The organism is Kribbella sp. NBC_00662, from assembly GCF_041430295.1.
Taxonomy (GTDB): Bacteria; Actinomycetota; Actinomycetes; order Propionibacteriales; family Kribbellaceae; genus Kribbella.
On record NZ_CP109029.1, the window covers coordinates 640,386 to 666,365 of the forward strand.

The window sequence follows — 25,980 nt, forward strand, 5'->3', positions numbered from 1 at the left end:
GTGCCTTCTTCACAACAGATACCACCCGCGCCGAGGATGGGGACATGACGATGCGCGCCATCACGCAGTACACGTTCGGCGATCCCGCCGTCCTCGAACTCGCCGAGCTGGAACGCCCCGAGGCGGGCCACGGCGAGGTCTTGGTCCGGGTTCACGCGGCCGGGGTGAATCCGAGCGACTGGAAGATCCGCTCCGGCCTGCTCGCCCGCTTCGGCCCGCCCCCGTTCGTTCTCGGCCTCGACTTCGCGGGCACCCGCGAGGACACCGGCGAGGACGTGTACGGCGTCGTCTACCCTCCGCGTGGTGCGTACGCCGAGTTCACCGTCGCGAGCCTGGACCGCCTTGCCCGCAAGCCGTCCACGAGCGATTGGGTCCACGCGGCGGCACTGCCCACCGCCGGGCTCACGGCGTACCAGCCGTTGGCCGGTACCGCGAAGATCGGGCCGGGTGACCGGGTCCTGATCCACGCCGCGGCAGGAGGCGTCGGGCACCTCGCCGTACAGATCGCCAAGTACCGCGGCGCTTATGTGATCGGGACGGCACGCGCTTCGAAGCACGACTTCCTTCGCGACCTCGGCGCGGACGAGCTGATCGACTACACCACGACCGACTTCACGACGGCGGTCCGCGACGTGGACGTAGTCCTGGATCCGATCGGGGCCGAGTACGCCGTACGGTCCCTCGACGTGCTGTCACCGGACGGAATCCTGCTCGACGTCCGTGGGACCGGGCCGGACCGCGCCGAGGTCCGGAGGAAGGCCGCCACGCGCGGGATCCGGTACGACGAGTTCCGGATGGCGCCGGCAACCGAGGACCTCGATGCGATCGCGGGCCTGGTGGACGGCGGCGCATTGCGCGTCTCGGTCGAGCAGGTGTTCCCGCTCGAGCATGCGGCGAAGGCCCACGAGCTGAGTGAGACCGGCCGGGCGACGGGGAAATTGGTCCTCACGGTCTGACGGCGTCGCGCCTGTATGGGCAGGCGCGACGCCGGGACCGGCGGCCACCCGGGACGCCTTGCTCCCGCAGGCCGGATCGGGGGTCAGATGTGGGGGTGGATGGCTTCCTGGGTGGACAGGGCGGCACCGACCTGGTCGGCCAGGGCCACGGCGACCAGGCGTTGTTCGAGATCGGGGCGGGCGATCCGGGTGGCCGCGGTGAGCAGGAAGCGGCCGCGGGTCTCGCCGGCGTGCTGGACGGTCAGCTCGATCTCGGCGTTCGTCGGCAGGCCGTCGCGTTCGACCTTCAGGACATGGGAGCCGCGGGTGACCGAACCGTCCGGGTTCAGCCGCGGCGCCGCAGTCTGCTTGCTCCCGGCAACGAACTTCGCGCCGTCGATCCCCAGCAGCGCCGTCAGCTCGGTGCGGACCTGCTCGATCAGGTCGTCCGTGGACCCGCCGGCGGCAACCGCTTGCGAGGTGGTGATCACGCCGTCCAGGTAGCCCCGGCGCCGGGACGCGTTGGCTTGTTGCCTGCGGCCCCAGATCGCGATCTGGGTGACCGCGATCCCGATCACCAGCAGCAGCACGGCCTGCTCGACGTCGTTGCTGCTGTTGATCGTGAAGCTGTCGTACGGAACGGTCAGGAAGAAGTCGAACCAGACCGCGCTCGAGATCGCGGCGAGTACGCCGGCCAGCCGGATGCCGGAGACCGCGACGGCAACGATCACGACGACCAGCAGCAGGGCCGCGTTCGCGTTGTCGAAATGCTCGCGGAACGGGGTCAGCAACGCACAGACCGCCGGAGGCGCGAGCAGCGAGGCCGTCAGGACGGGCGTGCGGTAACTCTCCACACCCCTATTCATGCGCACTTCACCTGTCCCGAGCAACCCCTCTCGCGGAACTCTGTCGCGCCGGGTGTGTCGCGCCTACCGTTGGCGGATGCCCGAGATCACCCGCACCCGGCCACCTGAGGATGCCGACGAACGCAGTACGCTCACCGGCCTGCTCGACTTCCTCCGTTCCACGGTCGAACTGAAGCTCAACGGCCTGACCGAGGAGCAAGCGTTCGCCCGGCCCGTCGCCCCGTCCGAGCTGACCCCGGCCGGCATCGTCAAACACCTGACCGCGGTCGAACGTTTCTGGTTCTCGATCGACTTCGCCGGTCTCGACCTCGAGTGGCCGTGGAGCGAGGACGACCCGCACGGCGGCTTCCCGATCGCACCGGACGACACGGTCGCCTCGATCCTCACCTCGTACCGGACCGAATGCGCCCGCTCGCGCGAGATCGTCGCCGCCACATCCTTCGACGACCTGGCCCGCTCGGAGGGCATGACTTTCAATCTCAGGTACGCCGTCGCGCACCTGATCGAGGAGACCGCCCGCCACCTCGGCCACCTGGATCTCCTCCGCGAAGCGACCGACGGGGAGGTGGGCGAATAACCGGTGGCTGCAGTCCGGGCGCCTGCGTAGGTTCGACGGCATGTACCGAATCCGGGAAGCCTCGCTCGCGGACGTCGAGTTCCTCGTTGACGTGACCCTCACCGCAACCCGTGCCCAAGGGCGGCTGGCGCCGGACTTCGACGAGCCTGCCTGGCGCCAAGGCTTCGCGGACTGGACCCGCGAGTCGATCGACGACCCCGCCACCGATCTGTACGTCGTCGAGCTCGACGACCGTCCCGCCGGTCGCCTGCGCGTCAGCCGTACGCCGGAAGCCGTCGAGCTGAACGGGATCCAGCTGCACCCCGACGTCCAGAACCGTGGCATCGGGACGGCGATCATCAACGCGCTGCAGAGCGAGGCCACGCGACGCGGCGTACCGCTGCAGCTGACGGTGGAACGCGACAACCCGGACGCCCGCCGCCTGTACGACCGCCTCGGCTTCAGCAAGACCGGCGAGGCCGGCGCCGAGGACGTCCTGCAGTGGACCAAGGGCGTGGAACAGAACCGCCTGTGGAACACGGACGTCGCGACGAGGTACGACACTCCGGGAGCCGGTATGTTCGCGGCCGACGTACTGCGGCCGACCGTCGACCGGCTGACCGAACTGGCGGCGGGCGGACGCGCGCTCGAGTTCGCGATCGGCACCGGGCGGGTCGCCGTACCGCTGTCCGAACAGGTCCCGGTGAGCGGTATCGAACTGTCGACGGCCATGCTCGAACAGCTCCGCACGAAGGCCGACGAGAACACGATCCCGGTCGCGATCGGCGACATGACCAGCACGCGCGTCCCGGGCGAGTTCACGCTCGTCTACCTCGTGTTCAACACGATCGGGAACCTGCTCACCCAGGAGGAGCAGGTCGCCTGCTTCCGGAACGCCGCCCGCCACCTCTCCCCCGGCGGTCGCTTCGTGATCGAGCTCGGGGTCCCCGAGCTCCGCCGTCTACCGCCCGGCGTCCCCGCCACGGTCGGTGTCGCCGACCCCGACTACATCCTGCTGGACACGTACGACGTACTCCGGCAGCACCTCGTCTCGTACCACTTCCACTTCACGGACGGTACCGAGGCGCGGCTGGATCGCACGCCGCAGCGCTACATCTGGCCCGCCGAACTGGACCTGATGGCCCAGCTGGCCGGCTTCACCCGGGAGTCCCGGCACGCCGACTGGTCCGGTTCGCCGTTCACCGCGGACTCGCCGTCGCACGTGTCCGTCTATCGCCTGACCGACGCATAGCGCAGTGTGCCGCGGCTCCTTGGGCACTGGTCCCAGGCGCTCCGCGGGCCCACCATAAGGACATGAGGAGTCCCTCGGGCGGGGGATGTTCGGTGGGTGAGATCACCCCTGAGGGGGTTTGTGAAATCTTTCACGAGCCCCTAACGTTGAAGTGAACATGAAGTCGCTGAACCACTCAGGGAGAGTGAACCGCATGACAGCCCAGGTACCGCACATCCTCGTCGTCGGAGGCGGTTACGTCGGGATGTACACCGCGTACGGCCTGCGTCGCGCCGCCCGCAAGGGCCGGATCCGCGTGACTGTGGTCGACCCGCGGTCGGTGATGACCTACCAGCCGTTCCTGCCCGAGGCGGCGGCCGGCTCGGTGGAACCGCGGCACGTCGTCGTGCCGCTGCGCAAGACCCTCAAGGGCTGCCGGGTGGTGACCGGCCGCGTGACCGGTATCGACCACGGAGGAAAGGTCGCCAAGGTGATGCCCGAGGAGGGCCCGGAGTACGAGCTGGCCTACGACCAGATCGTGGTCGCGCTCGGCTCGATCGCCCGCACCCTGCCGATCCCCGGCCTGGCCGACGAGGCCACCGGGTTCAAGAACGTCGAGGAAGCGATCGCACTGCGCAACAAGGTCCTCGACCGGCTCGACGTCGCCTCGTCGCAGCCCGACCCCGCGCTGCGCAAGTCCGCGCTGACGTTCGTCTTCATCGGCGGCGGGTACGCCGGTGTCGAGGCGTTCGCCGAGCTCGAGGACATGGCCCGTTACGCCACCCGCTACTACGACAACATCAAGCCCGAGGACATGCGCTGGGTCCTGGTCGAGGCCACCGGGCGGATCCTGCCCGAGGTCGGTGAGGATCTCGGCAAGTACACCGTGGACCAGCTCCGCAAGCGCAACATGGACATCCGGCTGGAGACCCGGCTGGAGTCCTGCGAGAAGGGCCACGTGATCCTCAGCGACGGCGAGGAGTTCGACGCCGACACGATCGTCTGGACCGCCGGCGTGAAGGCGAACCCGGCGCTCGCCGCGACCGACTTCCCGCTGGACGAGAAGGGCCGGATCAAGACCCTGCCGAACCTGCGGATCGAGGGCCTCGACGACGCCTGGACCGCCGGCGACAACGCCGCCGTACCGGACCTGACGAGCGAGACCGGTGCGTACTGCGCCCCGAACGCGCAGCACGCCGTCCGCCAGGCGCACCAGCTCGCCGCGAACATCCTCCGGGTGATCGACGGGCAGCCGCCGCAGGACTACAGGCACAAGTACGTCGGCTCGGTCGCGAGCCTCGGCCTGCACAAGGGCGTCGCCCAGCTGTACGGCGTGAAGGTGAAGGGCTGGCTGGCCTGGTTCCTGCACCGGACGTACCACGTGTCCCGCGTCCCGACCTTCAACCGGAAGGCCCGCGTCATCCTCGACTGGACGCTGGCGCTGTTCTTCCGCCGCGAGGTCACCAGCCTCGGCAGCCTGCAGACTCCGAACGAGGAGTTCCGCCGGGCCACCCAGTCGTAACGAGTCCTGACCAGTCGTGACAACCTGATCGGCCGGCCCTCGACTCGCCGGGGGCCGGCCTTCTTCATTCGTGCAGTAGATCCGCGTCGTGTACCAGTAACGCGATCTGGACACGGTTGTTCAGGTCGAGCTTGGTGAGGATGCGCGAGACGTGCGTCTTCACGGTCGGGACGCTGAGGTAGAGCGTCGCGCTGATCTCGGCGTTCGACTTCCCCTCCCCCACCGCGACGGCGATCTCGCGTTCGCGGTCGTTCAGATCGGCGAGCCGGGCCATGGCCTTGGCCTTGCGGTTGTCGGTGCCGGAGTCCGCGACGCGGGTGATGAGGCGTTTGGTGACGGCCGGCGAGAGGACCGGCTGCCCGGCCGCGACCCGGCGTACGGACTCGACGATCTCGCCCGGTGGGGTGTCCTTCAGGACGAACCCGGCCGCGCCGGCGCGGAGCGCCCGGAGTACGTGCTCGTCGGCGTCGAACGTGGTGAGGATGACGACCTCGGGTGCGCCCGGACGGCGGCGTACCGTCTCGGTCGCGGTCAGGCCGTCGGTGCCCGGCATCCGGATGTCCATCAGGATCACGTCCGGAGCGAGCCGGTCGATCAGCCCTTGGACGCCGGAGCCGTCGCCGGCCTCACCGACCACGCGGATGTCCTGCGCACCGCCCAGCATCAACTTCAGCCCGGCCCGCAACAACGGATCGTCGTCGACGATCAGTACCCGAATGGTCATGCGGGCCACGGTAGCCAGGCGAACAGGCGGAAGTCGCCGTCGGGGGTGCGGCCGTGTTCGATCCGGCCCTCGACCAGGGCGGCGCGTTCGCTGAGTCCCTTCAAACCTTGGCCGTCTCCTCGTCTGCGGTTGGGCGCGGGGTTGCGCAGCTCCACGGACAAACCGTTGCCGGGGGCACCGGTCACGCTGATCGTCACCGGTTCGCCCGGCGCATGCTTGACCGCGTTGGTCAGCCCTTCCTGCACGATCCGGTACGCCGTACGCCCGACGTGCTCGGGCATCGCGCCCGGTGCATCGAGGGTGAGATCGACGGGGATACCCGCCTCGCGGGAGCCGTCGATGAGTGCGGGCAGGTCGGAGAACGCGGGCTGCGGCAGTTCACCGACGGGAGCCCGCAGTACGCCGATCACCTCGCGGAGATCCTGCAGCGCCTGGTGTGCGCTGGCCCGGATGATCTCGGCCGCACCGGCGACCTCGTCCGCGGACGCGTCCTGCCGGTACGCGAGCGCGCCCGCGTGCACGCTGAGCAGGGAGAGCCGATGCCCGAGTACGTCGTGCATCTCGCGCGCGATCTCCTCGCGGGCACGGAGCTGGCCCTGCTCGGCCTCGAGTCTCGCGACCGTCTCGGCGCGATCGGCGCGATCCCGCAACGTCTGCAGGAGCTGGCGGCGCGACCGGATGTAGAGACCCCAGCCGGCCACCGCGACGTACACGGAGATCGCAGCGATCACGAGGGCCGCAGGATCGTCCGGCTTGTCCCTGATCTGGATGTAGATGGCCAGGCTGATCGCGTTCACCCCGAAGACCAGCACGGTCGTCCGTAGCGGCCGGTGGATCGCGACGGTGAGGATCAGGATCAGGGCGGCGATCCCGGCCGTGTCAGAGAAGGTCGACACGGCAGCGCCGACGATCGCGAGCAGGAGCGGCCAGCGCCGGCGGAACCAGAGCGTGACGCACAGCGCCATCCCGACGTAGAAGTCGATCGCGAGCAGGCCCGGACTGATCGGGTCCTTGCTGCCCTCGTCGTACAGGAGGAACCCCGCGAAGACCGCGACGACGAAGACAACACTGTCCACGATCCAGTCGCGCGTACTTCGGCGGAAGAGCTCCTTCATGGTTCGAATGTAGCGGCGCGTAAGCGTTCTCCCGCGGCGTTGGGGCTGTCCGGATACCGAAGTCGCTTTCTTGCGGTACTTAGGTCAACGGTAGGTTGCCGGGCATGAGTCAGCTCGCTGTCACCGTCATCGGCCCGGACCGCCCGGGCATCATCGCGGACGTCACCGGGGCCTTGGTCGGCACCGGGGTCAACCTCGAAGACACCACCATGACGCTGCTGCGCGGTCATTTCGCGATGATGATCGTCTGCGCGGGGCCGATCGACGAGGTGGAGTCGGCGCTGGAGCCGCTGCAGGGCGAGCTGGTCATCACGGTGCGCGCGATGGGTCCGGAGCACGAGCACGCGCCGATCGGTGCACCGTACATGCTGAGTGTGCACGGGGCCGACCGGCCGGGGATCGTGGCGGCGGTGACGCGGATGATCGCGGCGGCAGGCGGGACGATCACGGATCTGGCGACGCGGCTGAGCGGCGGGCTGTACGTGCTGACCGCGGAGGTCGAGCTGCCGCCGTCGGCGGAGCTGCAGATGCTGGATCGCGCGCTCGAGATCACCGCCGAGGAGCTCGGGGTCGGCGTCACCTTGCGCCCGGCGGAGAGCGACGACCTGTGATCTCCTCCTGGTCGCCCAAGCTGCTGGATGTCGAGGGTCAGGTGCTGGAGGTGGTTCGGGCCCCGCATCCTGTGCTTGCTACCGAGGGTGCTTCGGTGGACCCGCTCGATCCTTCGATGATTCAGCTGGCGGCGGATCTGGTGGCGACGATGCGGGTCTCGCCCGGGTGTGTCGGGCTGGCGGCGCCGCAGGTCGGGGTGGCGGCGCAGATGTTCTCGCTGGATGTGAGCGGTCATCCGAAGACTCGTACCTGCCACGGGGTCTTCGTGCTGTGCAACGCTGTGGTGGTCGAGGCTTCTCGGAACGAGAAGGCTCGTGAGGGGTGTATGTCGGTCCCGGATTTCACCGGTGACGTCAAGCGGGCGACTCGTTTGACCGTGCGTGGTGTGCTTCCTGGGACTGGTGATTCCGTCACCATCACGACCGACGCCTTCGAGGCCCGGGCGCTCCAGCACGAGATCGACCACTGCAACGGCAAGCTCTTCCTCGACCGCGTCGCCGGTGCCCACGCTGTCTACCCGCGGAAGAACTACCAATAGCTTGTACCCTCAGTCCGAAGCCCGGGTGGCGGAACGGCAGACGCAGCGAGCTTAAACCTCGCGGCCCTAACAGGCATACGGGTTCGAATCCCGTCCCGGGCACAGGACAGGTGGTTGTTGTCGGAGAGTGGGCTCCGGCCCACGCGCGTGTGATGGAGAGTGTGGTCGGCCCACGCGTGCTCCCACCCACCCCCGGGCTTATCGCCCGGAACATCCTTTCCCGCTATCGCGGGGTCGGTCGGCTGCCGCCGACGACCTGCCGGCTGCCGCCGGCGAGTACGCGCTGCCGCGCGACCGACCACATCCGTGCCCAGGTCGTCTCGTGCGGGCTCGCCCACTCCGTCCCCATCCCGGTACAGGACATGCGGTGGGGCAGACGTGTACTCAACCCACGGCGCGCACTCTGTAGAGGGTGGAACCGACAGGCTGGCGGCGACTTCGGCCGCTCGGACGGGGATCCCGGGCAACCAGAGGCCAAGTGGCTCGTTTGATGTGGAGGGCGGTCGGCCTGATCCCCAGCAAGTGGGCGCGGCCCGCCCTGCAGGAACCGGTCGCGGGTGCAATTCGTGTGCGGCGTGGACCTGATGTGGCCTATGGTCGAGTGTTTTGTCTGGCGCGAGATGGGCGGCTTTCGTGAGACCTGTTCGGATTGGTGTGCAGTTGGCGCCGCAGCGGGCTGAGTATGGGGACATTCGGCGGGCGGCTGGTGAGGTGGAGGCGCTGGGGGCGGACGCGCTCTTTACCTGGGATCACTTCTTTCCGTTGGGGAAGGATGCTGAGGGCAAGCATTTTGAGGGGTGGACGACGCTTGCCGCGTTGGCTGAGCAGACGGCTCGGGTGGAGCTTGGGGTGCTGGTCAGTTGTAACAGTTATCGGAACCCGGACCTGCTGGCCGACATGGCTCGGACTGTCGATCACATCAGTGGTGGGCGGGTGATCCTTGGGGTCGGGGCCGGGTTCAAGGAGCGGGAGTTTGTTGAGTATGGGTATGAGTTTCCGTCACCGGGGCAGCGGGTTGCCGAGCTGGCGGAGGCGTTGCCGAGGATCAAGAGGCGGTTGGCCGCGCTGAACCCGGCGCCGGTCGGGCGGATGCCGATTCTGATCGCGGGCGGGGGTGAGCAGAAGATGCTTCGGGTCGTTGCTGAGCATGCCGATATCTGGAACACCTTTGCCGAGGGTGACGACCTGGTTCGCAAGCTGGGGCTGCTGAAGAAGTACTGTGCGGAGATCGGCCGCGATCCCACATCCATCGAGTACTCCGTGCACGTCGGAGGCGATCCCCGCCAGGCCGGGCCGCCGCTGCGCGAGCTGGGCGTCAGTCTGTTCACGACGTCGACCAGCGGCCCCGACTACGACCTGGACACTGCTCGTCAGTGGATCGCGTGGCGGGACGAGCAGAACGCCTGACAACGGACGCCGCCCGGTGACAACTCAGCGGGCGATGTCGGCCTGGTAGCAGGTCAGGTGCCAGGTTGCCTGGGTCGGGTCGGCGCCGTTCGGGCGGGCGCAGCGGCCGGAGGCGAAGGTGACGGTTCGATCGCCGGCCAGGAAGCACCAGGCGTCGTACTCCTCGTCGTTGCCGTAGGCATAGGACAGGTAGTGCTTGACGGGCTGCGATCCGAGGAACGGCGTTTGCAGGCGATGCTGCGCTTCCAGGGGAAAGTTGCCGAGGAAGCCGCGCATGTCCTGCGTGAGGTTCAGCTGCGGCGGCGGGGCCGCGGGCTCGGGGTTGCCGACTCGGCCTGACACGAGCGAGCGCAGGGCACCGCGGGGTTTGGTCGGTTGTTGCTGGACGACGGCGTGTTTGAGGCTCGACGGTACGAACAGATCGAGGCGCACGCTCTGGGTGCGTTGCCCCTGCTGGTTGACCTTTGGAGTGGTCACCGCCAGGCCGTTCGGGCCGAGTACGACGGCGTATGGCCGGTCGCGTTCTCGTTTGTGCTGGTCGGCCCACCAGTCGATCTTCGGCCCGACCTTGCGCTCGAGGTACGCCTTCACGTCGTCGGAGATCTCGCTCCAGTAGTGGAACCGATCCGGGCCGGGGATGAAGTTGAGGTTCGTCGCCTCGTGGGCGCCGGGCATCTGTGGCGTGGCGGTCGAGCGCTCCACGCCGCCCGCCTCCCGACGCGTGGCCGGGCGTCCGCGGGACTGCTCGGGCAGATTCCCGCCTGTCATCTGAACACCCGAATCGGAAGCATGCCGGGAGCTTCCAACACCTTCACCACCCGGGTCAACCTCGGTCGCGTGGGCCTGTGGATAACCCTGCCAACGTCTTCGCGCGGGTGAGGACGGCGTCGAGCATGGACTCGGTGAGTTTGCCGGTGAAGGTGTTCTGCTGGCTGGGGTGGAAGCAGCCGAGGACGGTGATTTCGCCTTGTGGGGTTGGGATCTGGTGTTCCACAGCGTGGCCGAACTTGGGGCGGGGTCGCGGGATGGTTGCGCCCAGCGCGGCGAGTCCGCTGAGCAGGGCGTCGTACCCGAACTTGCCGAGGCAGACGATGGCTCTCGTGGTGGGGAGGGACAGCTCCAGTTCGCGGCGGAACCATGGGGCGCAGTTGTCGCGTTCGTCGGGGGTGGGTTTGTTGGCAGGTGGGGCGCAGCGGACGGCGGCGATCATGCGGGCGCCGGTCAGCTGGAGACCGTCGCCGGCGTGTTCGCTGGTGGGCTGGTTGGCGAGACCTACTCGGTAGAGCGAGGCGAACAGCCAGTCGCCCGAGCGGTCGCCGGTGAAGACGCGGCCGGTACGGTTGCCGCCGTTCGCCGCGGGGGCGAGGCCGGCGATCAGGATGCGCGGGGCGGGGTCGCCCCAGCCGGGGATCGGGCGGCCCCAGTACGGCTGGTCGGCGAAAGACTTTCGCTTGCCTACAGCAACATCTTCCCGCCACTCCACCAGCCGCGGACAGGCGCGGCAGACGGACACCCGCGCTTCGAGTTCGTGCAGGTCGTCGGTCGCCGCGAGCTTCACCACCTCACCCGGGCCGTGCGCCACCGGAGTCCCCCGCACCGCCGGATCCTCCGGCCACCCGCTCCCCGGCGGCACCGGGCTCTCGAACAACTCCCCCGTCAACGGGTGCGGCAGCTTCATCCCCTCAGACTAAAGACATGAGCACCATCGGAGTCGTCGCATCCGCCACCGGCGGGGTCGAGCAACTGCGCGAGAGCCTGATCGCCCCGCTGCTCGATCGCGGTCACCAGGTCGCCCTCACGCTCACCCCGACGGCCGCGGAGTGGATCGCATCGGCCGAGCGGTCGGAGCTGGAGCGCATCACCGGGCTCCCGGTGCGGTCCCAGCCACGGCGACCTGGGGAGCCGCGTCCGCATCCGCCGATCGACGTGCTCGTCGCCGCGCCTGCGAGTGCGAACACCGTCGCCAAGCTGGCGCTCGGGATCGGCGACAACCAAGCGCTGTCTGTCCTGTCCGAGGGTCTCGGAAGTACGCCGATGGTCGTGTTCCCGCGGGTGAACGCGGCCCACGCGAGGCATCCCGCGTGGGCCGGTCACCTGGAGACGCTGCGGCGCGCAAGTGTCGCACTCATTGAATGGGGGCCGCGGGCCGCCGACGGGCGGAATCTGCCCTGGGACCGCATTCTCGGCGCCGTGGACGGACTAAGCAGCTAGCTCCTCGACGGGCTGCGGCTCGGTGGCCTCGATGGGGCGTGTACGACGCGGGCTCGGGATCGCGAGCGCCAGTACGACGGCCGCCGCGGCGAAGGCTGACAGCAGCAGGAACGTGTCGGTGAAGCCCGACTCTGCGGGGAGACCCGAGGGCTGGAGGTGGCCGGTGATGATGGAGCTGGCCAGGGCTGTTCCGATGGAGCCGCCGATGGTGCGGATGTTGGTGTTCATGCCGGTTGCCGCGCCGGTCTGCTCACGTGGGACGTTCTGGACGATCAGGCTGGTCATCGACGCGTAGGCGAGGCCGAGGCCGATACCGAACAGCGCCGTGGACACCGCGACCTGCCACTGCTGGTCGTGGAATTCGGCGAAGATCAGCGCCGCGACCAGGCTCAGCGCGGAGCCGGAGACGACCTGCGCCTTCACGTTGAACCGCGGTGCGAGCGGACCGCTCAGCGACCCGGTGACGGCCATCGTGACCAGCATCGGCAGCATCAGCAGACCGGCCTGCGTCACGCTCGCCCCGAAGCCGAACCCAGCGGCCTTCGGGATCTGCAGGAACTGCGGCACGAACGCGTACACCGCGAACATCGCCGCACCGAACAGCAGCGCCACCAGGTTCGTCGTCCACACCGCCGGGCGACGCATCATCCGCATGTCGATCAGCGGGTTCCGCGACCGAAGCTCGACGGTGATCCAGCCGACCAGCAGTACGACGGCCAGCGCGAACAGGCCGACAGTACGGAACGAGCCCCAGCCCCACGTGCGCCCGGTGCTCAACGGAAGCAGCAGCGCGATCAGCCAGCCGGACAGGAACGCTGCAGCGAGCCAGTCGATCCGGCCTGCGACGCGATTCGGTGACTCCGGGACGTACCGGCGTACCAGCAGGGCCGACGCGGTGACGACCGCCATCGGGATCCAGAACAGCCAGCGCCAGCCGAGCCACTCGACGATCGGGCCGGCCAGCACGATCCCCAGCCCACCTCCGGCGGCGATGATCGCGGAGACCACGCCGACCACGGACGGCACGCGCTCGGCCGGGAACTCGTCCCGGATGATCCCGAACGCCAGCGGGAACACGGCTCCGCCGACCCCCTGGAAGACGCGAGCAGCGATCAGTACGCCGATGTTCGGCGCCAGCGCCGCGATCAGACAGCCGACGGCGAGCGCGCCGAGCGCGATGAACAAGGTGCGCTCCTTGCCGACCATGTCGCCGATGCGGCCGAGCAGCGGCGTCGCGACCGAGACGGACAGCAGAAGCGCGGTGAACACCCAGGTGACCGTGCTCGGGGTGGTGTGCAGGTCGTGCTGGATGACGGGCAGCGCCGGGCTCACCAGCGACTGCAACATCGAGAACGATGCGACGACCGTGGCGAGGACCGCCAAGGTCAGTCGCGGGTTTCCAGACCTGATGACAGGCATGCAGAAGTCCTTCGAAAGGGGTGTGATCGCGCCGTACGACGGCGCGGGAGTCCCCGGCCTGGTAAAGTCGAGGTGTGCCTCCACTATAGCGGAGGGATGCCTCCGGTAACAACTGGCTAAGGTGATCGAATGGTGAGCGAGCAGAGCAGGCCGGCTTTGCAGGTCGACGTACGGCGGCCGCAGCGGGCGGACGCGCGGCGGAATTTCGACGCCCTGCTCGCCGCCGCCCGGGACGCGTTCGCCTCCAAGGGGGTCGAGGCGTCGCTCGAGGACATCGCCCGCCAGGCCGGGGTCGGCATCGGCACGCTCTACCGCAACTTCCCGAACCGTCAGGACCTGCTCAACGCGGTGTACTTCGGCGAGATCGAGGAGCTGTGCATCGCCGCCGAGAAGGTGGCCGATCTACCGCCGTGGGAGGCGCTCACGACCTGGCTGCACCGCTTCGTCGAGTACGCCGCGACCAAGCGCGCGATCTGGGAGTCGCTGAACCGCGAGACCGAGAGCTTCAAGGCGGCCCGGGCCGCGATGTACGCCGCCGGCACGCCGCTGTTCGAGCGCGCCCAGGAGGCCGGCGAGGCCCGCAAGGACGTCTCGTTCGACGACCTCCTCCGCATGGTCAGCGGCCTCACCGCGGCCGGCTTCGTCGACCAGGCCCAACGCGACCGAGTCCTCACCATCGCCCTCGACGGCGTCCGCGTCAGATAAGCGAGAGCGCGACTCCGTCCAGGATGTCGTGTTCGGAGACGGTCAGGGCGTCTACGGGGAGGCGGTCGGTCAGGCGCTGGAGGATGAGGGCGCCGGCGCCGATGACGTCTACTCGGCCGGGGTGGATCGAGCGTCCGGCGGATCGGTCGGCGCGGGTCGACGTGGTCAGCCAGGTAGTGGTTCGGCGTACGTCTGTGGCGCTCAGGCGGGCGTGGTGGACCGCGTCCCGGTCGTACTCCGGGAGGTCGAGGGCGACCGCGGCCACGGTCGTGGCGGTGCCGGCTACCGCGATCAGCGAGCGGGTGTCCGCCAGCGGGACTGCGGTGCTGTCGAGGAGTGCGTCGATGTCCTTGGTGATCGCGGCCAGCTCGGCCGGGGAGGTCGGGTCGGTGGTCACGTGCCGTTCGGTGAGGCGGACGGAGCCGATGTCGAGGGATTCGGCCGCTCGTACGCCGGTCTTGTCGCCCAGGACCAGTTCGGTGGAGCCGCCGCCGATGTCGGCCACGAGGTACGGCGCGGGCAGGTCGAGGGAGCTGGTGGCCCCACGGAAGCTCAGCTCGGCCTCTTCGGTGCCGGAGATGATCTCTGGGCGTACGCCGAGACGCTCCTCGATGCCGGTGAGGAACTCGTCGCGGTTGCTGACGTCCCGGGCTGCGGAGGTGGCGACGAAGCGGAGCCGTGCGACAGCCCGGGACTGGATGACGGCTGCGAACTCCGAGGCCGCCTTGAAGACGCGCACCAACGCTTCAGGGGCGAAGGCGCCGGTGGCGTCGACGCCCTGACCGAGGCGGACGATGGTCATCCGCCGATCGACCTCGACCAGCTGCCCGTCGACCAGCTCCGCGATCAGCAGCCGGATCGAATTCGTCCCACAGTCGATCGCGGCAACGCGCTCAGACACAAGGGCCTCGACGGCCCCAGTCGTCCAGGGCCGCGAGCGCCTCGTCGCCGAGGGGGTTCACGCCCGGACCTGCAGCCAACGAGTGGCCGACCAGGACGTGCAAGCACTTCACGCGGGTGGGCATGCCGCCGGCGGTAATACCGGCGATCTCCTCGACGTGTTCGATCGACTCGCGGTGCGCGAGGTAGGACTCGTGGGCGGCGCGGTAGCGCTCGGCCAGCTCCGGATCCTCGGCCAGGCGATCCGTCATCTCTTTCATCATCCCGGACGCCTCGAGGGTCCCGATCGCGGATGCGAGCCGCGGGCAGGTCACGTAGTACGTCGTCGGGAACGGCGTACCGTCCGACAACCGCGGCTCGGTCTCGACCACATCCGGGAGCCCGCAGCTGCAGCGATGCGCGATCGAACGGATCCCTCGCGCGGTACGGCCGAGCTGTTTGCTTACTGCTTCTTGATCGGCGGGGCTGACACTCACCTGGTCACCTTAGGTGACGGCGTGATGATCGGCTTCGGGGTGGGCTTGGCCGGCGTCGGCGTCGGTGTCGCGGCCACCGGCGGCTTGCCTGCGCCCTCGACACTCCCCCACAGCTTCGTGTACCAGGTCGGCTTCTCCGTGTCGGCCGGACCGTCCGACGGCGTCGACGGCTCCGGCGGGGCGCCGACCGGCTTCCCGTCCGCGCCGATCACGCGGTACCCGACCTCGCCCGGCATCACCCAGCCGAGCCGCTGCCGCGCCTGCGCCTTGACGTACGCGTCGTCGTCCCAGCGGGCGATCTCGTCGTTCAGCTCGCCGACCCGCTTCTCCCGGTCGCGGATCTCCTGCTGCAGCGCGCTGACCTGCTGGTGCTGGTCGAACCAGACCCGCAGGCTCTGCGCGTACGACACGATCAACGCCCCGAGGACGAGCAGTACGACGGCCGCCCGCCCGGTCAGGTTGCGTGAGCCCCTGGTCCGGGGCGGGTCGGCCTGGGTTCCCGCCGTACGGCGTTTGGGTTGGTCGCCCCGCCGGGCCGGTGGACGCGACTGGGTCCGGCTCGACGGACGCGAGCCGGGGCGTGCACCGGATTCCCGACGGGACGGCATACCTGAACCTCCGGAAGGATCAGCCCTGGAAGCGCGGGAAGGCCGAGCGACCGGCGTACGTCGCCGCGTCGTCGAGCTCCTCCTCGATCCGGAGCAGCTGGTTGTACTTCGCGGTGCGGTCGGACCGGGCCGGGGCGCCGGACTTGATCTGGCCGCAGTTGGTCGCGACCGCGAGGTCGGCGATCGTGGTGTCCTCGGTCTCGCCGGAGCGGTGGCTCATCATGCAGGTGAAGCCGCTGCGGTGGGCCAGGTCGACGGCGTCCAGGGTCTCGCTCAGCGAGCCGATCTGGTTCACCTTGACCAGCAGGCTGTTCGCCGCCTTCTCGGTGATACCGCGCTGCAGCCGCTCGACGTTGGTGACGAACAGGTCGTCGCCGACGATCTGGATCTTGTCGCCGAGCTGACCGGTCAGGCTCTTCCAGCCGTCCCAGTCCTCCTCGTTCAGCGGGTCCTCGATCGAGACGATCGGGTACGACGCGACCAGGTCGGCGTAGTAGGCGATCATCTCGTCGGCCGACTTCTTGCCGCCCTCGAACGCGTACACACCGTCGGTGTGGAACTCGCTCGCCGCGACGTCCATCGCCAGCGCGATGTCCTTGCCGAGCTGCAGGCCGGCCTTCTCGATCGCGACCGCGATCAGATCGAGGGCCTCCCGGTTGCTGGCCAGGTTCGGCGCGAAACCGCCCTCGTCACCGAGACCGGTGGACAGGCCTCGCTCCTTCAGCACCGCCTTCAGAGCGTGGTAGACGGTCGCGCCCTGCATCAGCGCCTCGCCGTACGTCGCGGCGCCGATCGGGGCGATCATGAACTCCTGGACGTCGACGTTGCTGTCCGCGTGCGCGCCGCCGTTCAGGATGTTCATCATCGGCACCGGCAGGACGTGCGCGTTCGGGCCGCCGACGTAGCGGAACAGCGGCAGGCCGGAGCTGTCCGCGGCCGCCTTGGCGACGGCGAGGCTGACGCCGAGGATGGCGTTCGCGCCGAGCTTGGCCTTGTTCGGGGTGCCGTCCAGGTCGAGGAGGGCCTGGTCGATCAGCCGCTGCTCGTGGACGTCGTACCCGACGATCTCCTTGTCGATGTCCTCCAGGATCGCGGTGATCGCCTTCTGGACACCCTTGCCGCCGTACCGCTCCTTGTCGCCGTCACGCAGCTCGACGGCCTCGAACTGGCCGGTGGACGCGCCCGACGGGACGGCCGCCCGGGCGACGGTGTCGTCGTCGAGCAGAACCTCGACCTCGACAGTGGGGTTGCCGCGCGAGTCGAGGATCTCGCGGGCGCCGACGGCCTCGATGGTGGCCACATTGACTCCCAAGTTCTCGATGACGAATCGGTCCCGAGCCTAGCCTCCAGACCACCAGCCTCAGTGGACCGCGTCGGTCCTAACGATCGCATCCACTGGTACCTCCCGCGTCAGTAACACTCCGTTGGGCGCCCGAAAGACCGCGAGATTGCCGGAATCCACACCCAGCAAGACTTCTACGCGTGTGCGCCGCCCGACCGGACTGTCTTTCGACGGCGCCAAGTGCACATGTGTACGCCGTCCGGGCTTCAGTCCCTCCTGCCGGATCGACGTCAGCGCGGCGTGGGTGGTGCCGTGCCAGAGGAGGTCCTGCGGGTAGACCCGTTCCCAACTGTTCTCCAAGGCTTCACGTGTCACCGGCATCCCTGCGAGCGAATGCCCCTGACACGCGCGGATCCGGTCGCCGTCGACCTGCAACCGCTGCTTGTCGTTCTCCTCGACCGCCTTGTCCAGCGCTGCGCGATCGATGGCGAGCTCACGCAGTACGTCGGTGATCGCGGCCCAGCCGTCCGCACTCATCGTGAGGCCGCGCTCACCGGCAGTGTGGCGGAGCAGCCTGGAGATCGCTCTGCTGTCACGGCTCACGTCAGCATCCTCGTCAGCTCCACCACCCGCTCACCCCGGTCCGGCCGCGACACGACGTAGTACCGCACCGGTGGAAGGTCTTTCACGGGGATCTTCCGGAGTGCGGCGGTCGTTCGCACGGACCCGTTCACGACTGCGGGCCCGATACCGAGACGGACGAAGTGGACCAGCAGTTCCCACCCTTCCGCCTCAACTGCGACGGACCACCGGATGCCTTGATCGAGCATGCTCCGCTCGAGCTGCTGCCGATGCGGGCGCGTCTTCGGCGGTACGACGAGCGCCTGGTCCTGCAGGTCCTTCAGGCGCACGGTACGACGCTCCGCGAGCCGGTGCCCCTTCGGCACGATCAGCACTTGCGGGACCTGGGCGAGCAGCGTGCAGTCGAGGTCGTCGGGCGGGATCCCGAGCGCGGTGACGCCGACGTCGGCCGATCCGTGCCGGATCGCGTCCAACGTCGCCCCGGCATCGCCGGTCCGCAGCCGAAGCTCGCGTCCGCGGGTCAGGTAGCGGCGGAGCTGGTCGCCGAGCAGGTACAGGTAGGCACCAGAGCCGGCGATCAGCACCAGCGGTCGAGGTGGGGCGTTGTCCAGCGTGCGCAGGAAGTCTGCTGCCCGGTCCTTCGCGTCGTTCGCAAAAGCCGCCAACCGCTCCCCGGCGCCGGTCAACAGCAGTTGCCGGCCCTGCTTCACATACAGCCGCTCCCCCAGTCGCGCTTCCAACTTCCGGATGCGCGTGTGCAACGCCGGCTGACTGACATGCAACTCATCGGCCGCACGCGTGAAGTTGCGATGCTCAGCAAACACCGCAAAAGCCTGCAGATCCTCCGCAATCAGCTCCATCACCAGAAACTATAGCTATGTCGATAAGAACTAGTTTTGCTGGATAGATGAGGTCACTGACGCTGGATGCATGAACAGATTGGGAATCGACATCGGACGAGTGATCATCGACGGATCCTCAGGCCCCGGTGACACGTCGTTCTTCTCGGGCGACACAGCGGCAATGCTGCGAACCCCCGCCGTACCGGGCGCCTTCGAGGCGATCGCACGGCTGGTGCCGTTGTTCGGCGACGCGTGGCTGGTGTCCAAGTGCAGTCCGCGGATCCAGCAGCGGTCCTTGGAATGGTTGCGCTATCACCGCTTCTTCGCGCAGACCGGCATTGCCGAGGGCAACGTCCGCTTCTGCCTGCGCCGCCCGGACAAGGCACTCCACTGCACCGAGCTGGGGATCACGCACTTCGTGGACGACAAGGCGGACGTGATCGCGGCGATCACGCCCGTCGTACCGCACCGGTACCTCTTCAAGAACTGGGCGGCAACGGAGGCCGCAGTGCTACGAGACCTACAAGCCGAGCGAGCGATGCACGTCGGCTAACCGCACCGGTTCTTCAGCACCACTGCGCCATGATCGGGCAGGGCGGCGTAGCGGCGGCGGGTGTGGCGACGCCTGCGACGGCCAGAACCGCCAGCCCGGCGAGCGCGATCAGCTTCTTCATCTTTGCCATCCCTTCAACCCAAGAGACCTACAAGCCGAACGAGCGACGCGCGTCGGCCAGGCCCTTCTGGTTCTCGGCCGGGGACTTGATCCCGACGCGGACGTCTTCGGTGCAGCGCCAGGCGAAGTACGCGGCCTGGACGGCGTACCGCACCCTCAGAAAGGTATCGAGTTTGAGGTTCACCTCGTCGGCGCGGTCGGGGCGGGCGTCGAGGTACGACGAGACGACGTGAGGGCGGCCGTTGTACATCGTGGCGGACGCGACGTCGTACAGGATCGGGCCGTACATGGCCGCGCCCCAGTCGATGAGGGCGAGGTCGCCGTTCGGGCGACGTAGGAATGCGTCGGTTGCGGGGTCGCCGTGGAGTCCGGCCCAGGAGAGGTCGTCGAGGGCCAGGGCGTCGGACACCGCGGACTCACAGGCGGGCCGGATCCATGGCTCGAGGTCCAGGTAGTCGTCCCATTGCGTGACGACGCCCAGCCAAGCCTCCAGGTCACCGGGCTCCACCGCCGACAGTTCATGAACGCGCCCGAGCAGCCCGCCGATGGCGCGTTGGTCCGCCTCGGCCGAGCCCAATGGCGTGCCGTCGACGAACTCGAGTACGCCGACCACGCGACCATCGACCCGCTCGGCGATCCTGCCGTCTGAGCTCCGCACCGGCCGACCGGTTGTCACACCACCGTCGGCCAGCCGCTCCGCAAGCTCCAGACCCGGCGCGAACCCGTTGTCGCGACCGTCGACCGTCTTGACCACCACCCGCCAGCCATTGCCGACGGCCGACCAGGTGAACGACCCCATCCCGCCGTCGAGCGGCTCCACCCGCGACGCAGTCAGCCCCCAGCGCTCACGTAGTACCTCGGCGATCTCCACCCGCCCACCCTCTCAGTCACCCGCCACCACGAGCAGCCGATTTTCCCGAGCGGAAGTGCCCCGGTCAGGTGGTCTCGGCCGCGCGGATCTCCTCGGCGAGGGCGGCAACGGACTGGCGCAGCGCCTGCTCGGCGTCGACGCCGAGCCGACGGGCCTCACGCACAACGGCGAGCAACTCCGGGCCGATCTCCTCGGCGGTCAAGTCCGCCGGCTCGACAGCGCGAGCACCATCCGGCAGGACCTTGGCCGAGCGGCCGAGGACCTTGTCGGCCAGGGCCAGGGCGGGGAGGGCGAGGGGGATGCCTTCGAGGACCGAGGAGCGTTGTTTCTCGGCGGCCTTGATGGTTTCCCAGTTGGCCTCGACGGCGGCGGCATCCGCGGCGTCGACGGTGCCGAAGACGTGCGGGTGCCGGCGGATGAGTTTTTCGACGATGCCGGCAGAGACGTCGTCGATCGTGAACGCCTCGTCGGGGTTGTCCTCGGCGATCCGCGAGTGGAACGCGACCTGCAGCAGCAGATCGCCCAGCTCCTCCTGCAGGTGCGAGAGGTCCCCGGTGTCGATCGCCTCAAGCGTCTCGTACGTCTCCTCGAGCAGGTATTTCGCGAGGCTCTCGTGCGTCTGCTCCTGGTCCCACGGGCAGTTGCGCCGCAGCCGGTCCATCACCCGCACGAGGTCGATCAGCCGGGCACCAGGCACGTCGTACGAGCCGTGCAGGATCTCCACCTGGTACGACGGCTCGCGGACCAGCTCATCGGACACGACACGCAGCAGACCCGGCTCGCCGTCGTCACCGGTCAGCCAGACCACCTGCCGCCCGTCGGCGGCCGCGGACGACAACCACGCCCACGCGGCGGACACGCCGGCCTCGACCTGGGTGACAACCAGGCCGGAGCCGATCACGGCCTGCACGTCCGGTCGGCCCGGACCGCCCGCGGCGCCGATCTCGTCGGCTGCCTCGAGGGCCTGCCAGGTGGCGCGGGTCAGCAGCCCCGGCGCAACCCGGGGACTGGTGAGTACGACCGTGATCGTCCCACCGCTACTCATGAACCGTCAGCCCTGGGGCTGGGCTTGCTGGGCGGCGTCGGCGGCAGCCTTGCGCTTGGCGGCGGTCTGGTCGGACTCGATCGAGAGGGAGCCGGAGACCGTCGTGTCGAGCTTGCCGTCGGTCCACTGGCCGAAGCGGGGCGCGATCGAGACGTTGATGTCCTTCGACGCGTCCTTGACCGCCAGCAGGCCCTGCTGCAGCTTGGCCTGGTCCTGCAGGTCCTTGATGGTCCCGCCGCCGAGCTTGACGGTGACGACCGAGGCGGTGGCGACCTCGTTCAGGAAGTCGCGCGCGACCGTGTCGGTCTGGAACTTCTGGTACGTCGCTTCGTCGTCGCCGACCGCGCTCTTGGCCGCCACGGCGGTCTCCGCCGGCGTGATCGAGATCGACTTCTCCTGCTTGACCTGCCCGAGGATCGCGTTGTTCACCAGATCGCTCAGCGCGGCGGCGGTGTTGTAGTTCTGCCCGAGAGCGGTGCTCACCGCCTGCGAGGTCTTGTCGACGGTGCCGACGCTGATCTCGGTCTTCCCGACAACGGCTGCCGCACCCGGGTGTGTGCCCGCCGCGCAACCACCGGTCAGCAGCACGATCGCCGCCACCGCACCGAGAGCCCGTAGCCGTGTGCTCACCGAATCTCCTCGTAGCTCGTCATAAGTCTCACGCCGGCACCACAATAGGTTCGGCGATCACGTCGTCGATCAACCGGGTGCACCATTGCAGCAACTCCTGGTCGCGGAGCGGCTGACCGCCGACCGGCCTGGTGGCCGGTCTCGGCACCAGAATGGTATGCAGCTGCGGCTTCACCAGACTCTTCGGGTACAGCCTGTTGAGCCGGAGCACCTTCGAATCGGGCAGCTCGACCGGCCCGAAGCGAATCATGTTCCCCTGCAGCGTGACGTCGTGCAGCCCCGCCCGGCGGGCGTGGTTGCGGAACTTCGCCACCTCGATCAGGTTCAGCACCGCCTGCGGGATGTCGCCGTACCGGTCGTGCAGCTCCTCGACCAGCTCCGCGATCCCGTCGGAGTCCCGTACGGCGGCCAGCCGCTGGTACATCTCCAGCCGCAGCCGCTGGGACGGGATGTAGTCGTGCGGCAGGTGAGCGTCGATCGGGAGCTCGATCTTGACCTCGGGCTCCTCCGCCTGGGTGTCACCGCGGTACTCCGCGACCGCCTCGCCGACCAGCCGGACATACAGATCGAACCCGACGTCCGCGATGTGCCCGGACTGCTCGCCGCCGAGCAGGTTGCCGGCGCCGCGGATCTCGAGGTCCTTCATCGCGACCGCCATGCCGCCGCCCAGATCCGAGTGCTGCGCGATCGTGGCGAGCCGGTCGTGCGCGGTCTCGGTCAGCGGCTTCTCCGGCGGGAAGAAGAAGTACGCGTACGCGCGCTCCCGGCCGCGACCGACCCGGCCGCGGAGCTGGTGCAGCTGGGACAGGCCGAGCAGGTCGGCGCGCTCGACGATCATCGTGTTCGCGTTCGAGATGTCGATCCCGGACTCGACGATCGTCGTACAGACGATGACGTCGAACTGCTTCTCCCAGAAGCCCTGGATGACGTTCTCGAGCGTGTGCTCGTTCATCTGGCCGTGGGCGACCGAGACCCGGGCCTCGGGCACGAGCTGACGGATCCGCGCGGCGGCCTTCTCGATCGTGTTCACCCGGTTGTGGACGACGAAGACCTGGCCCTCGCGGAGCAGCTCGCGCCGGATCGCGGCGGTCACCTGGTGCTCGTCGTACGCGCCGACGAAGGTCAGCACCGGGTGCCGTTCCTCGGGCGGGGTCGCGATCGTCGACATCTCGCGGATACCGGTGATCGACATCTCCAGCGTCCGCGGGATCGGCGTCGCGGACATCGTCAGTACGTCGACCGCCGTCCGCAGCCGCTTCAGCTGCTCCTTGTGCTCGACGCCGAACCGCTGCTCCTCGTCGACGACGACCAGGCCGAGGTCCTTGAACGCCACCTCGCCGCTGAACAGCCGGTGCGTCCCGATCACCACGTCGACCGATCCGTCGGCGAGGCCGTCGATCGTTGCCTTCGCCTCCTTGTCGGTCTGGAACCGCGACAGCGGCGCCACGTTCACCGGGAAGGCGGCGTACCGCTCGGCGAAGGTCGCGTAGTGCTGCTGCACGAGCAGTGTGGTCGGCACGAGTACGGCGACCTGCTTACCGTCCTGTACTGCCTTGAACGCGGCTCGTACGGCGATCTCGGTCTTGCCGTAGCCGACGTCACCGCAGACGATCCGGTCCATCGGCATGACGCGTTCCATGTCGTGCTTGACGTCGTCGATCGTGGCCAGCTGGTCCGGCGTCTCGACGAACGGGAACGCGTCCTCGAGTTCGCGCTGCCACGGGGTGTCCTTGGCGAAGGCATGGCCCTTGGTCGCCTGCCGCGCGGCGTACAGCTTGATCAGCTCGCCGGCGATCTGGCGGACAGCCTTGCGGGCGCGGCCCTTGCGCTTGGCCCAGTCGCCGCCGCCCATCTTGTCCAGGGTCGGCTGCTCGCCGCCGACGTACCGCGTGACCTGGTCGAGCTGGTCGGTCGGCACGTACAGCCGGTCGCCCGGTTGGCCGCGCTTGCTCGGCGCGAACTCGATCACGACGTACTCGCGGGTGGCCTTCTGGGAACCCGAACCGACGGTCCGCTGCATCATCTCGACGTACCGGCCGACGCCGTGCTGTTCGTGGACGACGTAGTCGCCCGGCTGCAGCTCCAGCGGGTCGATCGTCTTCTTCCGGCGCGACGGCATCCGCTGCTGGGAACGGCGTTCGGCCGCGGACCGCTGCCCGGCCAGGTCGTTCTCGGTGAGTACGGCGAACTTGATGCCCTCGGCAATGAACCCGTGGTCCAGCTGCCCCTGCGAGATCAGCACGACACCCGGCTCGGGGATCTCCTCGATCCCCTCGACCACGCGGGCCGGCAGCTCGGCCTCGGAGAACACCTCGGCCAGACGCTGGGCCGGACCGTGGCCTTCGGTGACGCAGACGACCCGCCAGCCGTCCCGGAGCCAGCCGCGGATGTCCTCGGCCGCCGCCGCGGTCTCACCGCGATACGGATCGACCTCGTGAACCGCGAGGATCCTGCTGGTCACCGCACCGGCATCTGCGTCGATGTCGAACGACACCCGCTCGCCCATCGAGTCGCGCAGCTCCGGCGTATCCGTCGGCGCCGCCGCGAACGGCGAGAGGCTCCACCAGGCCAGGCCCTTGCCCAGTGCATGCGCCCGGACGTCGCCCAGCGACATGTACGCCGCTGCGCCGAGGTCGATCGGGGCCTCGCCACCACCGGCGGCCGCGGCCCACGACGCCTCCAGGAACTCCTGGCTGGTCGCGACCAGGTCGTGCGCCCGGGCCCGGACCCGCTCGGGGTCGCTGACGATGACATGCGCGCCGGCCGGCATCAGGTCGACGAGCAGCTCCATGTCGTCGACGAGCACCGGCGCCAGCGACTCCATGCCCTCGACGGCATGCCCTTCGGCGAGCTTCTCGAACAGCTCGGCCAGCTCGGGGTGTTCCTTCGCGAGGACGGCGGCGCGTGAACGCACCTCGTCGGTCAGCAGCAGCTCCCGGCACGGCGGCGCCCACAGACCGTGTTCGGCGATCTCCAGCGAGCGCTGGTCGGCGACCGCGAAGTACCGGATCTCCTCGACGTCGTCGCCGAAGAAGTCGACCCGCAGCGGGTGCTCCTCGGTCGGCGGGAAGACGTCGATGATGCCGCCGCGGACCGCGAACTCGCCACGCCGCTCGACCAGGTCGACCCGGTGGTACGCCGCTCCCGCGAGGCGCTCGACGACGTCCTCGAGCTCCATCGAGTCGCCGACGTGCAGCTGCACCGGCTTCAGGTCAGCGAGGCCGGCGACCTGCGGCTGCAGCACGGACCGCACCGGGGCGACCAGGATCTTGATCGGCCCGGTGGTCTCGTCGAAGGGATCGGGGTGCGCGAGACGTCGCAGTACGGCGAGCCGCCGCCCGACCGTGTCGGAGCGGGGCGAGAGGCGCTCGTGCGGGAGGGTCTCCCAGGCCGGGTAGTAGGCGACCGTGCCGGGCTCTTCGACCAGGCACTGCAGCTCCTCGGTGAGCTCCTCGGCCTCGCGGAAGGTGGCCGTGACGGCGAGAACCGGGCGGTCGGCGCCGTTCTGGGCCGCGGCGATCGCGGCGAGCAGGACCGGGCGCACCGGGCCGGGCGCGCTCAGGTCGAGGGTCGTGACACCGTCGCTCCTGGCGTCACGAACGGCCTCGGACACCACCGGATCGGTGATCAGGGTGTCGACCAGACCGCTCAGTTTCACGAGTTGTACTTCCCTTGGGTTGCGTCCAGGCCGTCGGTGAGCAGGGACTCGACGGCGTCCGCGGTCCGGTCGACGGCGAACGGGAGATCCTTGCGTTCGGTCGAGGAGAACTCGTTGAGGACGAAGTCGGCTGGCGCCTGCCGGCCCGGCGGACGACCCACACCGAACCGCACCCGATAGTACTCACCGGTGCCAAGCGATTTCCGCAGCGACTTGAGCCCGTTGTGGCCGTTGTCGCCGCCGCCGAACTTGCACCGCAGGACGCCGAAGTCGATGTCCAGCTCGTCGTGGACGACGACCAGGTTGGCCGGGTCGAGCTTGAAGAACTTCAGCAGCCCGGAGACCGGGCCGCCGGACTCGTTCATGTACGCGCGGGGCTTGGCCAGCACCGTCCGCAGGCCGCTGATCCGGGTCTCGATCACCTCGGCCTTGACCTGCTTGCTCTGCTTCCACTTGCCGCCGGTCCGGGCGGCCAGCTCGTCGGCCACCAGGCACCCGATGTTGTGCCGGGTGCGGGCATAGGAAGGGCCGGGATTCCCCAGTCCGACGACCAACCACACGTCGTCCGCCAC

General features: G+C 68.9%; 28 protein-coding genes and 1 tRNA gene. 11 read left to right on the plus strand and 18 right to left on the minus strand.

The window, feature by feature from the left end; genetic code table 11:
* The first annotated feature begins 44 nt into the window (after positions 1-44).
* Complete coding sequence (locus tag OHA10_RS03205; protein WP_371404668.1) at positions 45-956, plus strand: NADP-dependent oxidoreductase; 912 nt, start codon at positions 45-47, stop codon at positions 954-956.
* Positions 957-1,039: 83 nt separating this feature from the next.
* On the opposite strand, the gene OHA10_RS03210 is transcribed toward OHA10_RS03205, so the two are convergent.
* Entirely contained in the window at positions 1,040-1,801 is a 762-nt protein-coding gene (locus tag OHA10_RS03210) for a DUF4118 domain-containing protein (protein WP_371404669.1), read from the minus strand.
* 76 nt (positions 1,802-1,877) lie between these two features.
* On the opposite strand from OHA10_RS03210, the gene OHA10_RS03215 reads away from it, so the two are divergent.
* The 3 genes from OHA10_RS03215 (at position 1,878) to OHA10_RS03225 (ending at position 5,110) form a co-directional block, all read left to right on the plus strand.
* On the plus strand, positions 1,878-2,378 hold the full coding sequence (locus tag OHA10_RS03215) for a DinB family protein (protein WP_371404670.1): 501 nt from the start codon (positions 1,878-1,880) through the stop codon (positions 2,376-2,378).
* A 40-nt stretch (positions 2,379-2,418) separates the two neighbouring features.
* Positions 2,419-3,609 (plus strand): GNAT family N-acetyltransferase, encoded by a 1,191-nt coding sequence (locus OHA10_RS03220; RefSeq protein ID WP_371404671.1) that lies wholly within the window; start codon positions 2,419-2,421, stop codon positions 3,607-3,609.
* 193 nt (positions 3,610-3,802) lie between these two features.
* Positions 3,803-5,110, plus strand: coding sequence for an NAD(P)/FAD-dependent oxidoreductase (locus tag OHA10_RS03225; RefSeq protein ID WP_371404672.1), 1,308 nt, complete (start codon positions 3,803-3,805; stop codon positions 5,108-5,110).
* A gap of 64 nt (positions 5,111-5,174) precedes the next feature.
* Here OHA10_RS03225 and OHA10_RS03230 read toward each other — a convergent pair whose 3' ends face one another.
* Both OHA10_RS03230 and OHA10_RS03235 read right to left on the minus strand, forming a co-directional pair.
* Positions 5,175-5,834, minus strand: coding sequence for a response regulator (locus OHA10_RS03230; RefSeq protein ID WP_371404673.1), 660 nt, complete (start codon positions 5,832-5,834; stop codon positions 5,175-5,177).
* Positions 5,831-6,949, minus strand: a complete 1,119-nt coding sequence (locus OHA10_RS03235) for a sensor histidine kinase (protein ID WP_371404674.1) — start codon at positions 6,947-6,949, stop codon at positions 5,831-5,833. Before OHA10_RS03235 ends, OHA10_RS03230 begins: the two co-directional genes overlap by 4 nt.
* A gap of 104 nt (positions 6,950-7,053) precedes the next feature.
* Here OHA10_RS03235 and OHA10_RS03240 point away from each other — a divergent pair, with 104 nt between their 5' ends.
* The 3 genes from OHA10_RS03240 (at position 7,054) to OHA10_RS03250 (ending at position 8,201) form a co-directional block, all read left to right on the plus strand.
* Positions 7,054-7,560: a glycine cleavage system protein R gene (locus OHA10_RS03240; RefSeq protein WP_371404675.1), complete on the plus strand. Its 507-nt coding sequence runs from the start codon at positions 7,054-7,056 to the stop codon at positions 7,558-7,560.
* On the plus strand, positions 7,557-8,099 hold the full coding sequence (gene def / locus OHA10_RS03245; RefSeq protein ID WP_371404676.1) for a peptide deformylase: 543 nt from the start codon (positions 7,557-7,559) through the stop codon (positions 8,097-8,099). Before OHA10_RS03240 ends, def begins: the two co-directional genes overlap by 4 nt.
* A gap of 19 nt (positions 8,100-8,118) precedes the next feature.
* Positions 8,119-8,201, plus strand: a tRNA-Leu gene (locus OHA10_RS03250).
* 121 nt (positions 8,202-8,322) lie between these two features.
* Here OHA10_RS03250 and OHA10_RS03255 read toward each other — a convergent pair.
* The gene (locus OHA10_RS03255) at positions 8,323-8,448 is read right to left on the minus strand and encodes a hypothetical protein (protein ID WP_371404677.1); all 126 of its coding nucleotides are present in this window, start codon (positions 8,446-8,448) and stop codon (positions 8,323-8,325) included.
* 305 nt (positions 8,449-8,753) lie between these two features.
* Here OHA10_RS03255 and OHA10_RS03260 point away from each other — a divergent pair, with 305 nt between their 5' ends.
* Entirely contained in the window at positions 8,754-9,506 is a 753-nt protein-coding gene (locus tag OHA10_RS03260) for an LLM class F420-dependent oxidoreductase (RefSeq protein ID WP_371404678.1), read from the plus strand.
* A gap of 24 nt (positions 9,507-9,530) precedes the next feature.
* On the opposite strand, the gene OHA10_RS03265 is transcribed toward OHA10_RS03260, so the two are convergent.
* Together OHA10_RS03265 and OHA10_RS03270 are read right to left on the minus strand one after the other, a co-directional pair.
* Positions 9,531-10,274, minus strand: coding sequence for a hypothetical protein (locus OHA10_RS03265; RefSeq protein WP_371404679.1), 744 nt, complete (start codon positions 10,272-10,274; stop codon positions 9,531-9,533).
* A 55-nt stretch (positions 10,275-10,329) separates the two neighbouring features.
* Positions 10,330-11,184 (minus strand): uracil-DNA glycosylase, encoded by an 855-nt coding sequence (locus OHA10_RS03270; RefSeq protein ID WP_371404680.1) that lies wholly within the window; start codon positions 11,182-11,184, stop codon positions 10,330-10,332.
* A 17-nt stretch (positions 11,185-11,201) separates the two neighbouring features.
* Here OHA10_RS03270 and OHA10_RS03275 point away from each other — a divergent pair, with 17 nt between their 5' ends.
* Positions 11,202-11,717, plus strand: coding sequence for a flavoprotein (locus tag OHA10_RS03275; RefSeq protein WP_371404681.1), 516 nt, complete (start codon positions 11,202-11,204; stop codon positions 11,715-11,717).
* Here OHA10_RS03275 and OHA10_RS03280 read toward each other — a convergent pair.
* The gene (locus OHA10_RS03280) at positions 11,706-13,136 is read right to left on the minus strand and encodes an MFS transporter (RefSeq protein ID WP_371404682.1); all 1,431 of its coding nucleotides are present in this window, start codon (positions 13,134-13,136) and stop codon (positions 11,706-11,708) included. The genes OHA10_RS03275 and OHA10_RS03280 overlap by 12 nt on opposite strands.
* Positions 13,137-13,265: 129 nt before the next feature.
* Between OHA10_RS03280 and OHA10_RS03285 the strand changes: the two genes are divergently transcribed.
* On the plus strand, positions 13,266-13,841 hold the full coding sequence (locus OHA10_RS03285; RefSeq protein ID WP_371404683.1) for a TetR/AcrR family transcriptional regulator: 576 nt from the start codon (positions 13,266-13,268) through the stop codon (positions 13,839-13,841).
* On the opposite strand, the gene OHA10_RS03290 is transcribed toward OHA10_RS03285, so the two are convergent.
* From OHA10_RS03290 to OHA10_RS03315, 6 genes are read right to left on the minus strand one after another with little or no spacing between them, the layout of a single operon-like run.
* On the minus strand, positions 13,834-14,742 hold the full coding sequence (locus OHA10_RS03290) for an exopolyphosphatase (RefSeq protein ID WP_371404684.1): 909 nt from the start codon (positions 14,740-14,742) through the stop codon (positions 13,834-13,836). The genes OHA10_RS03285 and OHA10_RS03290 overlap by 8 nt on opposite strands.
* Positions 14,735-15,217 (minus strand): DUF501 domain-containing protein, encoded by a 483-nt coding sequence (locus OHA10_RS03295; RefSeq protein WP_371404685.1) that lies wholly within the window; start codon positions 15,215-15,217, stop codon positions 14,735-14,737. Before OHA10_RS03295 ends, OHA10_RS03290 begins: the two co-directional genes overlap by 8 nt.
* Positions 15,214-15,825, minus strand: a complete 612-nt coding sequence (locus OHA10_RS03300; RefSeq protein WP_371404686.1) for a septum formation initiator family protein — start codon at positions 15,823-15,825, stop codon at positions 15,214-15,216. Before OHA10_RS03300 ends, OHA10_RS03295 begins: the two co-directional genes overlap by 4 nt.
* A 19-nt stretch (positions 15,826-15,844) precedes the next feature.
* Entirely contained in the window at positions 15,845-17,125 is a 1,281-nt protein-coding gene (gene eno, locus OHA10_RS03305) for a phosphopyruvate hydratase (protein ID WP_371404687.1), read from the minus strand.
* A 60-nt stretch (positions 17,126-17,185) separates the two neighbouring features.
* On the minus strand, positions 17,186-17,710 hold the full coding sequence (locus OHA10_RS03310; RefSeq protein ID WP_371404688.1) for an RNA 2'-phosphotransferase: 525 nt from the start codon (positions 17,708-17,710) through the stop codon (positions 17,186-17,188).
* A complete protein-coding gene (locus OHA10_RS03315; RefSeq protein ID WP_371404689.1) occupies positions 17,707-18,549 on the minus strand; it encodes a LysR family transcriptional regulator in 843 nt (280 codons plus the stop codon). The genes OHA10_RS03310 and OHA10_RS03315 overlap by 4 nt, the downstream gene beginning before the upstream one ends.
* Before the next feature lie 70 nt (positions 18,550-18,619).
* Between OHA10_RS03315 and OHA10_RS03320 the strand changes: the two genes are divergently transcribed.
* Positions 18,620-19,084: a hypothetical protein gene (locus OHA10_RS03320; RefSeq protein WP_371404690.1), complete on the plus strand. Its 465-nt coding sequence runs from the start codon at positions 18,620-18,622 to the stop codon at positions 19,082-19,084.
* A gap of 148 nt (positions 19,085-19,232) precedes the next feature.
* On the opposite strand, the gene OHA10_RS03325 is transcribed toward OHA10_RS03320, so the two are convergent.
* From OHA10_RS03325 to pth, 5 genes are all read right to left on the minus strand, one after another.
* On the minus strand, positions 19,233-20,075 hold the full coding sequence (locus OHA10_RS03325) for a phosphotransferase enzyme family protein (RefSeq protein WP_371404691.1): 843 nt from the start codon (positions 20,073-20,075) through the stop codon (positions 19,233-19,235).
* A 64-nt stretch (positions 20,076-20,139) separates the two neighbouring features.
* Entirely contained in the window at positions 20,140-21,120 is a 981-nt protein-coding gene (locus OHA10_RS03330; RefSeq protein WP_371404692.1) for a MazG family protein, read from the minus strand.
* A gap of 6 nt (positions 21,121-21,126) precedes the next feature.
* Complete coding sequence (locus OHA10_RS03335; RefSeq protein WP_371404693.1) at positions 21,127-21,750, minus strand: hypothetical protein; 624 nt, start codon at positions 21,748-21,750, stop codon at positions 21,127-21,129.
* Between the two features lie 28 nt (positions 21,751-21,778).
* Positions 21,779-25,408, minus strand: coding sequence for a transcription-repair coupling factor (mfd, locus tag OHA10_RS03340; protein WP_371404694.1), 3,630 nt, complete (start codon positions 25,406-25,408; stop codon positions 21,779-21,781).
* Positions 25,405-25,980, minus strand: coding sequence for an aminoacyl-tRNA hydrolase (pth, locus tag OHA10_RS03345; protein WP_371404695.1), 576 nt, complete (start codon positions 25,978-25,980; stop codon positions 25,405-25,407). The genes mfd and pth overlap by 4 nt, the downstream gene beginning before the upstream one ends.

Bases quoted from the DNA above. Each gene is read 5' to 3' on its own strand.
- OHA10_RS03205 (WP_371404668.1), top strand. From the start codon at position 45: ATGACGATGCGCGCCATCACGCAGTACACGTTCGGCGATCCCGCCGTC.
- OHA10_RS03210 (WP_371404669.1), bottom strand. From the start codon at position 1,801: ATGAATAGGGGTGTGGAGAGTTACCGCACGCCCGTCCTGACGGCCTCG.
- OHA10_RS03215 (WP_371404670.1), top strand. From the start codon at position 1,878: ATGCCCGAGATCACCCGCACCCGGCCACCTGAGGATGCCGACGAACGC.
- OHA10_RS03220 (WP_371404671.1), top strand. From the start codon at position 2,419: ATGTACCGAATCCGGGAAGCCTCGCTCGCGGACGTCGAGTTCCTCGTT.
- OHA10_RS03225 (WP_371404672.1), top strand. From the start codon at position 3,803: ATGACAGCCCAGGTACCGCACATCCTCGTCGTCGGAGGCGGTTACGTC.
- OHA10_RS03230 (WP_371404673.1), bottom strand. From the start codon at position 5,834: ATGACCATTCGGGTACTGATCGTCGACGACGATCCGTTGTTGCGGGCC.
- OHA10_RS03235 (WP_371404674.1), bottom strand. From the start codon at position 6,949: ATGAAGGAGCTCTTCCGCCGAAGTACGCGCGACTGGATCGTGGACAGT.
- OHA10_RS03240 (WP_371404675.1), top strand. From the start codon at position 7,054: ATGAGTCAGCTCGCTGTCACCGTCATCGGCCCGGACCGCCCGGGCATC.
- OHA10_RS03255 (WP_371404677.1), bottom strand. From the start codon at position 8,448: ATGGGGACGGAGTGGGCGAGCCCGCACGAGACGACCTGGGCACGGATG.
- OHA10_RS03265 (WP_371404679.1), bottom strand. From the start codon at position 10,274: ATGACAGGCGGGAATCTGCCCGAGCAGTCCCGCGGACGCCCGGCCACG.
- OHA10_RS03270 (WP_371404680.1), bottom strand. From the start codon at position 11,184: ATGAAGCTGCCGCACCCGTTGACGGGGGAGTTGTTCGAGAGCCCGGTG.
- OHA10_RS03275 (WP_371404681.1), top strand. From the start codon at position 11,202: ATGAGCACCATCGGAGTCGTCGCATCCGCCACCGGCGGGGTCGAGCAA.
- OHA10_RS03280 (WP_371404682.1), bottom strand. From the start codon at position 13,136: ATGCCTGTCATCAGGTCTGGAAACCCGCGACTGACCTTGGCGGTCCTC.
- OHA10_RS03285 (WP_371404683.1), top strand. From the start codon at position 13,266: ATGGTGAGCGAGCAGAGCAGGCCGGCTTTGCAGGTCGACGTACGGCGG.
- OHA10_RS03300 (WP_371404686.1), bottom strand. From the start codon at position 15,825: ATGCCGTCCCGTCGGGAATCCGGTGCACGCCCCGGCTCGCGTCCGTCG.
- OHA10_RS03315 (WP_371404689.1), bottom strand. From the start codon at position 18,549: ATGGAGCTGATTGCGGAGGATCTGCAGGCTTTTGCGGTGTTTGCTGAG.
- OHA10_RS03320 (WP_371404690.1), top strand. From the start codon at position 18,620: ATGAACAGATTGGGAATCGACATCGGACGAGTGATCATCGACGGATCC.
- OHA10_RS03330 (WP_371404692.1), bottom strand. From the start codon at position 21,120: ATGAGTAGCGGTGGGACGATCACGGTCGTACTCACCAGTCCCCGGGTT.